Genomic DNA, 6,500 nt, shown 5'->3' with positions numbered 1-6,500 from the left:
CTACAAAGTGTGTCATTCTATTTTCAAATGACTATATTTATCATAAAACCGCCGAAAGGGTTGATACACCGGCAGCCAAGCATCCGTGCTTCCATCGATAACATCTGCGGCAGCACACACCCCTGCAATCGCTAGGCAGCGGCTGCCTGAAGTATCGGTAATCAGCGGCCACACTTTGCGGGCGGCCGGCAGAATGTGCCGCTCCTGCAGAATTTTGCTCACGGCTTTGTGTCCGTACGGCATGGCGATGCGCGCTTGCGGCTCAGGCGCGCGGATGATGCCCTCCTGCGCCAGCCATGCCTGCGGCAGGCCGTGCGGATGCGGCTGCAATGCAAATCCGGCCTGCAGCAGAATATCTTTCAGACGGCCTTTGAGCGGCTGCGGCTGCCAGGGCAAGGCATTGTGCCAATCGCGCGGCAGCAGCCACAGGCGTTTGCGGTAGGCATACACTTCGGCATCGGGCAAACGCCATTCGCCGCTGTCCGACTGCATCAACACGCGGCTGAAATCACGCAGTGCGGCCTGCGGTGCGCTGACGCCGTGCTGCCGCAGAAAATGCAGTAAGACATGGCGACGGCGGGCTTCGCCAAGCGCACGCCATGTGTCCAACGAGAAAAAACCTGCGGCGCAAACGGCCTGATAATCGGCGGCAACGATTTCGTCGAGCAGCGCCAAATCCTGCTGGAGCATACGGATATTGCTCAAAATCTGCCGGTTCAGGTGCGGGATTTTTTCCTGCCAGCGCGGCAAGGCTTCGCGGCGCAGCCAGTTTCTTAAAAACGCGGTGTCTTCGTTGCTGCCGTCTTCAATGTGCTGTAAACCGTGCTGCGCGGCATAGGCGGCCAAATCGCTGCGGCCGAATGCCAATAGCGGCCGCCAGATGCGAAGATGCGGATTGAGCGCGCGCCATTCGGGCATGGCCGCCAGCCCGCGCAGGCCACCGCCGCGCACGGCGGACAGCATAAAGGTTTCCACTTGGTCGTCTTGATGGTGCGCCAAAGCGATGATGTCCGCAGAGCCGTCTGAAAATGCGCGGTAGCGTGCCTGGCGGGCGGCGGCTTCGATGCCCAGTCCGTTTTTTTCTACCTGCACACGGCAAATCCGCAACGGCACATCCAGCGCGGCGCAGTAATCGCGGCAGAAATCTGCCCAAGCGTCTGCCTGAGTGTTTAAGCCGTGGTGGACGTGTACCGCGCCCAGCTTAAAGCCGCGCACCTGCCGCGCCCGTGCCAAAAGATGCAGCAAGACCACCGAATCCAGCCCGCCGCTCAAGCCCGCTTCAATATGCTCCGAAGCCGGCAATGCGGGAAAGTCGCGCATCAACTGCCCGAATAAATCCATCGGCGGCGGCCTTTCTTTTTTCAGACGGCCTTGCGGCCGAAACAAACGAAAACAAGCAGGCTGGCAGCCTGCTTGCGCGGGAGGGAGAAATTATTTCTCGGTAAAGCGGCCGTAGGCCATGATGCGGTCGAAGCGGCGGCTGAGCAAATCCGCCATCGGCATGCTCTGCGCCTCGTAAAGCTGGGCTTCCAATACGGTTTTTACGCTGCTCATTACGGCTTCATAGTTGCGGTGTGCGCCGCCCAAAGGCTCGTCAATCACGCGGTCGATTAAATCCAGCTCCAGCAGGCGCTTGGCGGTAATGCCCAGAGCTTGCGCGGCATCGGCCGCTTTTTCGGCGGTTTTCCACAAAATCGAGGCGCAACCTTCGGGGGAAATCACCGAGTAAGTGGAATATTGCAGCATATTGACGTAATCGCCCACGGCAATCGCCAACGCGCCGCCCGAGCCGCCTTCGCCGATGATGGTGCACAATACCGGCACGCGCAGGCGGGTCAGCTCGTAAAGGTTGCGGCCGATGGCTTCCGACTGGCCGCGCTCTTCCGCGCCGATGCCCGGATAGGCACCGGGGGTATCGACAAAAGTCATCACCGGCAGGTTGAATTTTTCTGCCGTCTGCATCAGGCGTAGGGCTTTACGGTAGCCCTCGGGACGCGGCATGCCGAAATTGCGGCGGATTTTTTCTTTGGTGTCGCGGCCTTTCTGATGGCCGATAACCACCACGCTCTGGCCGTTGAAACGCGCCAGGCCGCCGACGATGGCGTAGTCGTCCGCATAGTGGCGGTCGCCGTGCAGCTCTTCGAAATCGGTAAACAGCGCGTCGATGTAGTCCAGCGTATAAGGACGCTGGGGATGACGCGAGACCTGTGAAATTTGGGCAGGTGTCAGCTTGCTGAAAATCGATTTGGTCAAATCGTTGCTTTTCTTCTGCAGGCGGGTAATCTCGTCTGAAATATCCACGGCCGATTCGCCCTGCACAAACCGCAATTCGTCGATTTTCTTGGTCAGCTCGGCAATCGGTTGTTCAAAGTCCAAAAAAACAGGTTTCATAAAATGAAGCTCTCTTGAGTAGGATTCTGCATCATCATACGCTAATCGGGCATTTTTGGCAGCAACCCGCGTGAAAAATATAGCGCCCCAGGAAAATTAGAACAGATGCACTAAATGACAGAAACGCCGTATCTTATGATAAACTCGCCGTCAATTCAATCATTTCTGCCAACTTATGAAAAACGACCTCGACAAAGGCGCGATGCGTCTGGACAAATGGCTTTGGGCGGCGCGCTTTTTCAAAACCCGCGCGCTGGCGCAGAAACACATCGAGCTGGGGCGCGTACAGGTTAACGGCTCGAAAGTCAAAAACAGCAAAAACATCAGCGCGGGCGATACCATAGACCTCACGCTCAATTCGCTGCCCTACAAAATCAAAGTGCTGGCGCTCAACCACCAGCGCCGCCCCGCGCCCGAAGCGCGGCTGCTGTATGAGGAAGACATGAAAACCGCTGCCGAACGCGAGGCGCAGAAGCTGCTCGACCAGGCCAGCCGCATCACCGCCGCCTATCCCGACGGCCGCCCGACCAAGCGCGACCGCCGCCAGCTCGATAAGGCCAAGCGCGACAGCTGGATGTAAGGTCTGAGCGCGTGATGCAAATCCGTATCCGTCAAGCGGGCATCCAATCTCCAAGTGCATCCGGCCGGTATGGCGGAATGCGTTAAACAAAGGTGCAGGCCGGAAACTCCGGCCTGCCTTGTTTATTTTTGCTTCACGCAACGCAACAGCAGATTTTCAGACGGCCTCAAGCGGTTTCAGGCCGTCTGAAAATGCGTCATCGGCAGATAAAGCGGCGTCAGAATTTGTATTCCAGCTGGCCGCGTACCACATTTACATCCAGCTTCTCGGGGCCGACCGGCGTCAGCTGTTTGCCGTGCAGATAAAAGCCGCTGAGCTTCCAGTTTTTCCACGGAATATAAGCCGCCGCCAGCTGCACGCCCTGCACGTTTTTGCTGTAATCCTCAATCGAAGACACGCCGGAGAGCGCGCCGACGCGGCGGTAATTCAGCGCGACGTGGTAGGAGTTGCGCTTCTCCCAATCGGCGAGCTTGTAGCGCACTTCGGTAAACAGGCCGTCGTTTTTGATTTTCACGCCGTAATCGTTGTAGGCTTTGATGTTGGACTTACTGCCCGCCGCCATCCAGCGCCAATCGTCGTTCAGGCGCACATCCACGCCCAACTCGCCGAATACCGCGTCTTTGGCATTCATACGCACCGAGCGGGTGGCGAAATCGTATTCGTCCAAATCTTTCATATAGCTCACGGTGGCGCCGATATTGATTTGATTATTCAGCGGATACATGGCCTGCAGCGAGGCAAACTTTTTGCGGCGGCCGCCTATGCCTTCGTCTTTACCGTTGATGCCGCTGCCCCAGACATTGCCGTTCAGCCCGCCGGTGCGCCGTCCCAACGTCAGCTTGGCGGGCAGCACGGCATTATCCCAAAACAGCTCGCCGCCCGTCACCTCGGTATCCCACACGCGGCCGTATGAAGACAAAGCGCCGAAGCGGCCCAAACGCGCTTTCAGAGCGCCGCTTTGTCCGCCGAAATCATATACCGTACCCTCGCCGTAAAGTTTGACCAGCGGAATATCGTGATCGCCGCGCAGCTTGCCGCTTTCCAAATCCAGATTCGGCTCGATTTGCGCCACCAGTTTCCAATCCCGATAGAGCTTGGCGCGCAGCCAGATATTCATGTTCAGCTCGCTGTGGGTATTGTCTTTCGGCTGCTCGGCGGCATAGGAAGCGGCAGTGTCTTCGCTGTCGATACGCAGGCGCAGCTCGCCGTTGACGCTGAGTAAATCGTTGAACAAGCTGATTTTGTCGGCATCTTTGCGGATGATGCTGCCGAAATTGGTTTGGCTGTCGGTGGTGCTCAAGGCAGCGCCGTCGCGCATGGCGTCGGCGCTTTCCGCCCATGCGCTGCCCGAGTAGGCAGCCAGTGCGGCGCAAACGAAAGCGGCGGTTTTATGGATGTTCATATCAATCTCCGGCTGGGTTTGAGGTCGCGGGCAACTGCTTATTTGTGCGCGGGAACGCGCGGCGGCTGCCCCATCCGGCAGAATGATTTGGAATATTTCTGGTGGCTTGACGCGCCTGCCGGATAGTCTGCTTATCCTAGGCAGTATGTTAGCTTTCGTCAACAAAATTTGACGTATTTTATGTATTTCAGGGCGTAAGTTGACACTAATCAAATGCGGGCAGAAGCCGCCTTTTCAGACGGCCTCTGCCCGCAATCTTATCCACAATCGGGCGGCCATACCCAAAAAATCAGCCGATTAAGCCGGCGGCAACGCTTTCAGCATATCGTATAAGGCGGTGGCACGTTTTTTCTGCGTCTGCACCGCGCGTACCAGCTCGGCCTCGCCCCCCCAAAAGACAAAACGCTCGCGGGCGCGGGTAATGCCGGTATAGAGCAGCGCGTTATCCAGCCCCTGCGGCGCGTCGTCTTCCGCCGCTTCCGGCAACACCGGCGGCAACAGCCAGACTTCGCGGTATTCCGAGCCCTGGCTTTTGTGTACCGTGATGGCAAAAGCCGGCTCGTTTTGCGGCAGGCGGCTGACGGGCACGGTTTTAAAGCCGTCGCGGGTCGGGAAATACGCCGCAGGTGCGCCCCCGTGTTTTTCAGACGGCATAATCAGGCCGATATCGCCGTTGAACAAATCCAGCGGATAATCGTTGCGTACCACCATCACAATCTGCCCCGCAAACCATGGCGCATCGGCATCGCAGCGTCCCATTTTCTGCAAATGCGTCCGATAGGCGCGGTTGAAGGCTTCCGCGTCCTGCCGCCAGGCTGTCAGCACCGCCACATCGGCAATATGCGCGTAGGCCGACGCCGCATCGCCCGCGTCCACCGCCTGCCAATATGCTTCGTGCTTGCGGTAAAGCAGCGCCGCCTGCTCGCGGAAGGTGCCGGTGCGCGCAGAAAGTTCGTCGGGAAAACGGGCAAACTGCGCCCAAGCCGCCTGCGCCTGCCCCGACACCACCGCCCGTGCCAGGCAGCCGATGCCGCTGTCTGCGCCGAAGCGGTGGCTGACGCTCAGGCGTGCGCTGTTTTGCGCCAGCACCGCCGCATCGCTGCTGACGGGAAACGCGTGCTGCGGCAGATACGCACCCAGCTTGGCATGAGTGGCTTCGTCCAATACCGTTTCCTGCACCAAAGCCGCCAATACCGCGCCCACACCCACGGACGGTAACTGATAAGGGTCGCCCAGCAAAATCAGACGGCAGCCGTCGGGAATGGCGCGCAACAGTTGCAGCAGCAAGGCCAAATCCAGCATCGACGCTTCATCAACAATCAACACATCCAGCGGCAAGGGATTGTCCGCATGGTAATACGGCCGCATTTGGGGCGGACGCAGCTTCAGCAGGCGGTGCACGGTCTGCCCCTCCAGCCCCGTCAAGTGGCGGCGGATATCCTCGCTCAGCCCGAAGCTGCCGGCCGCCCGATGCAGCGCACCGGCCATATGCGCGGCCGCCTTGCCCGTGGGCGCGGCCAAAACGATGCGCGGTAAGGTTTCGGCATTGCCGCAAATCAGCCCCAGCAGCTTGGCTACGGTGGTGGTTTTACCCGTGCCCGGCCCGCCGGTAATCAGCATAAACGATTGCAGCAGCGCCAAAGCCGCCGCATCGCGCTGCCCTTCGCTGCCCGCACCGGGAAACCAGTCTGCCAGCGCGGCAGCGGCTTTCGCCTCGTTTACCGCGCCCACGCCTGCCGCAGCCAAACGGCGGATTTCTTTAGCCAAATCCTGCTCAAGCTGCCACATCCGCCCCAAAAACAGCCGCTGCCCCGTCAACACCAACGGCGTATCGCCGCCCGTACCCACGATATTGACCGCCTGCCGCAACGTATCGGCCTGCTCCCGCGTCAGACGGATAAAGGTATGCCCGCCCTGCAGCGCGGCAAAAAGCTGGGCGACATAAGGCGCAACCAGCTCCGCCTCATCGGGCGCGAAACGTGAGATAAACGCCGTGGCGGCAGATGCGGCATATTGGGGCGCGTCAGCAGGGAAATCAGTAGTCATGGCATATCCGTATGCGTGGGCTTGAGAAACGCATTATAGTCGTCGAACTTAAATCCTGCTACGTCGTTGGCTCGTCCGGCT

At 59.1% G+C, this 6,500-nt stretch carries 5 protein-coding genes; 1 reads left to right on the top strand and 4 read right to left on the bottom strand.

Translation table 11 applies throughout. The annotated features are described in order from the left end of the window. Positions 1 to 12 precede the first annotated feature (12 nt). Together tilS and BDE01S_RS07275 are read right to left on the bottom strand one after the other, a co-directional pair. On the bottom strand, positions 13 to 1,341 hold the full coding sequence (tilS, locus tag BDE01S_RS07280) for a tRNA lysidine(34) synthetase TilS (protein WP_115225403.1): 1,329 nt from the start codon (positions 1,339 to 1,341) through the stop codon (positions 13 to 15). Between the two features lie 90 nt (positions 1,342 to 1,431). Continuing rightward, a complete protein-coding gene (locus BDE01S_RS07275) occupies positions 1,432 to 2,391 on the bottom strand; it encodes an acetyl-CoA carboxylase carboxyltransferase subunit alpha (protein ID WP_066079465.1) in 960 nt (319 codons plus the stop codon). Positions 2,392 to 2,566: 175 nt separating this feature from the next. Between BDE01S_RS07275 and BDE01S_RS07270 the strand changes: the two genes are divergently transcribed. Then, entirely contained in the window at positions 2,567 to 2,971 is a 405-nt protein-coding gene (locus BDE01S_RS07270) for an RNA-binding S4 domain-containing protein (protein ID WP_066079462.1), read from the top strand. Between the two features lie 217 nt (positions 2,972 to 3,188). On the opposite strand, the gene BDE01S_RS07265 is transcribed toward BDE01S_RS07270, so the two are convergent. After that, complete coding sequence (locus BDE01S_RS07265; protein ID WP_066079459.1) at positions 3,189 to 4,373, bottom strand: hypothetical protein; 1,185 nt, start codon at positions 4,371 to 4,373, stop codon at positions 3,189 to 3,191. Positions 4,374 to 4,670: 297 nt separating this feature from the next. Next, positions 4,671 to 6,419: an exodeoxyribonuclease V subunit alpha gene (recD, locus tag BDE01S_RS07260; protein WP_066079456.1), complete on the bottom strand. Its 1,749-nt coding sequence runs from the start codon at positions 6,417 to 6,419 to the stop codon at positions 4,671 to 4,673. Positions 6,420 to 6,500: the final 81 nt, after the last annotated feature.

Source organism: Bergeriella denitrificans NBRC 102155 (assembly GCF_001592185.1).
Lineage (GTDB): Bacteria > Pseudomonadota > Gammaproteobacteria > Burkholderiales > Neisseriaceae > Neisseria > Neisseria denitrificans.
The sequence above is the reverse complement of the archived record's forward strand: the minus strand, read 5'-3'. Positions and strand labels throughout refer to the sequence as shown.

What these genes read in the sequence shown, in the direction of transcription:
- BDE01S_RS07270 (WP_066079462.1), top strand. Translation starts at nt 2,567, where the DNA reads ATGAAAAACGACCTCGACAAAGGCGCGATGCGTCTGGACAAATGGCTT.
- recD (WP_066079456.1), bottom strand. Translation starts at nt 6,419, where the DNA reads ATGACTACTGATTTCCCTGCTGACGCGCCCCAATATGCCGCATCTGCC.
- BDE01S_RS07265 (WP_066079459.1), bottom strand. Translation starts at nt 4,373, where the DNA reads ATGAACATCCATAAAACCGCCGCTTTCGTTTGCGCCGCACTGGCTGCC.
- BDE01S_RS07275 (WP_066079465.1), bottom strand. Translation starts at nt 2,391, where the DNA reads ATGAAACCTGTTTTTTTGGACTTTGAACAACCGATTGCCGAGCTGACC.
- tilS (WP_115225403.1), bottom strand. Translation starts at nt 1,341, where the DNA reads ATGGATTTATTCGGGCAGTTGATGCGCGACTTTCCCGCATTGCCGGCT.